The 2968-nt window shown below is 61.3% G+C and carries 2 protein-coding genes and 1 pseudogene; 1 reads left to right on the forward strand and 2 read right to left on the reverse strand.

Annotated features, from left to right (window positions below; translation table 11 throughout):
• Window positions 1–630, forward strand: a 630-nt coding sequence (locus VMJ11_RS27145; protein WP_325623549.1) for a substrate-binding domain-containing protein, incomplete at its 5' end; no start/stop codon positions are given.
• A 237-nt stretch (window positions 631–867) separates the two neighbouring features.
• Here VMJ11_RS27145 and VMJ11_RS27150 read toward each other — a convergent pair.
• On the reverse strand, window positions 868–1791 hold the full coding sequence (locus VMJ11_RS27150) for a LysR family transcriptional regulator (RefSeq protein ID WP_325623551.1): 924 nt from the start codon (window positions 1789–1791) through the stop codon (window positions 868–870).
• 215 nt (window positions 1792–2006) lie between these two features.
• Window positions 2007–2671 (reverse strand): annotated as a pseudogene (locus tag VMJ11_RS27155) (tyrosine-type recombinase/integrase).
• Window positions 2672–2968 lie beyond the last annotated feature (297 nt).

A 2968-nucleotide genomic window follows, 5' to 3' on the forward strand; every position in this document is an offset into this window, starting at 1 on the left:
GGCAACACGCTCGACACCGCCTACGGCGCGTCAATGGGCAAATCGCCCGAAGCGATTCCTAACAGGCTCGAGCGTGGCGAGCCTGCGGACGCCGTCATCATGGTCGGCTACGCGCTCGACGATCTGATCAAGCAAGGCAAGGTCATCCCCGGATCGCGGGTCGAACTGGCCGATTCGCGCATCGGCATGGTCGTGCGCGAAGGCGCGGCGAAGCCCGACATCGGCTCGCCAGAAGCGCTCAGGCTGACCCTGCTGCATGCGAAGTCGGTCGCCTACTCGGACAGCGCGAGCGGCGTCTATATCGAGCGGGAGTTGTTCAAAAAGCTCGGCATCGAGGAGCAGGTGAGATCGAAGGCGAAGATGATCCCGCGGATCCCGGTGGCGTCGGTGGTCGCGAACGGTGACTACGAAATCGGCTTCCAGCAGGTGAGCGAGCTGCTGCCCGTCCAGGGCGCAACCTTCGTTGGAAAGATTCCCGAGTCTCTGCAGTCGGTGACACGCTTCGCCGGCGGTATCCCCGTCGGCGCGCAGCATCCGAAGGAAGCGAAGGCGCTCCTCGACTATCTCGCGTCACCCGATGTGCAAGCAGAGGTGAAATCGACCGGGCTCGATTCCGTCCCCGCACCTTGAGACAGAACCATGGGAAGGCTTTCCTCAGGTGACCTTCTCCGTCACCCCGGGTGTCCGCCGCGGCGACATTGGCACCGCTCGGGCAGCCTGGCTGAGCATCTGCGCGAGACTCGCACGAGCGCAAGCACCTTCCCACTCCTGCTGGCCATGGTGCCCGGCAGGACCTGTACACAGAGCAAATCAAGCGGTCTTGCCAACCTCACGATGCGGCCTTCCTTCTTGTCTTCTCTGCCGGCGTCACGTCAATGCATCGCTGCTTGCGATGCCGCCGCGCTTCGCTTCAATGATGGTCCGGTGAAACTCCTCTGCGGCCGGTGTGAGCGGCCGTCCACGCCGTTTCACGATTCCCACGCGTCGTTTCACTACCGGTTCGACGAGCGGCACGCTCGTGAGGATCGGGTGGTCATGTCCGGGCATAGCCATCGACGGCACCGCGGCGACACCGATCCCCGCTTCAACCAGCCCGAGCATGGTCGTGACGTGCCGCGTCTCGCACACGCTCGACGCACGCGGCGCCACGGCTGAGAGCGCCTGGTCGAGCAACAGGCGGTTACCGGAAGTCTTGTCCACCGAAACGTATTCGTGCTCGTACAGCTCGTTCCAGGTCACGCGCTTCTTGTGCGCGAGGGGATGGTCGCGGCGGCAGGCAGCAACAAACCGCTCCTGCAGCAGCAGCTTGAACTCAATCTCAGGCTCCTGGCTGCCCATAAAGCTCACGCCGAAGTCGGCCTCGCCGCTGATGACGGCGCCAAGCACCTCGTTCGCGCTCGAGTCCAGCAGCTTGACCCTGATACGCGGAAAGCGGCGATGATAGTTTGCGATGACGTTCGGCAGAAAGTAGTAGGCGACCGAGGGCACACACGCGATGGTCACATGACCCAGGCGGCTCGATGAAACATCGCGGATGCCGAGCAGCGCGACGTCGAGATCATCGAGCAGTTGTTCAGCGCTCCGGGCAAACACGCGGCCGACGGTGGTGAGCGTGACGCTACGCGTGGTACGGTCGACGAGACGCACGCCGAGCGCTTCCTCGAGTTTGTCGATACGACGACTTAAGGCAGGCTGAGAAATGCTGACCGCCTCGGCGGCCTTTCGGAAGCTACCCAACTCCACCACCGCGCGAAACGCCTGCAAGTCCGTCAAGTCAAAGTTAATCCCCACGGGCCAGCCTCCGCATCTCAGATGCCGGGTATTTTGCATGATTTAGCCGAGAGCACCCAACCGGAACGACGCCCGTCTGCACAACCCTTGATGCGTGCCACCGGCGTGAAGTGCGACGGGCCGGTTCACAGTTAGCCGTCGTTCGGGTTAGGGACGCAGTTGTCCGCTCCTGGCCGGACAGCGACCAAAGGCCGATCGCTGCCCGACTAAGCAAACTAAACTTCGGTCTGTTCTGCCATTTCAAGCGCATTGGCGACTTCGATGCCAAGGTACCGCACGGTACTCTCCGGCCTATTGCCTGCAGGCAATAGGCTCTATGTTCCGCGCTGAACTATGTCCCGTGGCGCACGAGACTATGCCTAGGGAGCAACTGAACTGCGCGCAGGTTTTTCGTGCGGCGATAGATCAGCGACGCCTTTGTCCGACGCATCGTGTGCGTGCCGTATGAGGAGTCAGTCCGATCGATGCAACCCACCGGTGCACTAGCCGCGAGTACTGACGCGTCGAGATTGCGGCGATCCGGGGAGACGACTTGGGAGCAGGAAGTCGAACGCAGTCAGTCTCACCGCCTTGATCCACGCTTCGACGCTGTCCCGCGTCTGCTCCGTAATCTCGAACTGCACGGGTCGCCGCTTTTTCTGCTGCATGACCGTAGCCCTGCTGGCGACCTGAAGCCCATGGCAATCGTCGCAAACTCGCAGCTTGGCCAGATTGCATGTGGGCACTTTGCTGTCGATCGCCAGATTGAAAATTGTGAGATCGCGGGCGCGCTCTGAAAGCTGGAGACGGATACGAGTGGCCCAGATTTCCTTAAGCTTCGGCGGAGGCTTCGCCCAGTGATCTTGCCCTTGTAACAATAGGTTTCGTTTTTGAATGCTATGTTATATCATTTCGCAGACTCCGCAAGCGGCGCCACCGGGACGGCACCTCCGGGCATTGCTGAAACGGCAATAGCGCGCAGTTGCGGCTTGCCCCCAGCGTGAAATCGCCCTCGCAGGAAATCCTGCAGCAGGTAGGTCGAATTTATGATTCGCACACCTAACAAATAACTGACAAGATGAGAAATCGCCATCACCTCTCACAGGCTGCGCTGCTGCTGTTTGCGTTTGCGGCTCATGCCTACGCAGCGGACGACAGCTCGATAACCGGTGCCATCGCTGACAGCTCAGGCAAGCCC

Source organism: Paraburkholderia sp., from assembly GCF_035501035.1.
In the GTDB taxonomy this organism is placed as follows: Bacteria; Pseudomonadota; Gammaproteobacteria; order Burkholderiales; family Burkholderiaceae; genus Paraburkholderia.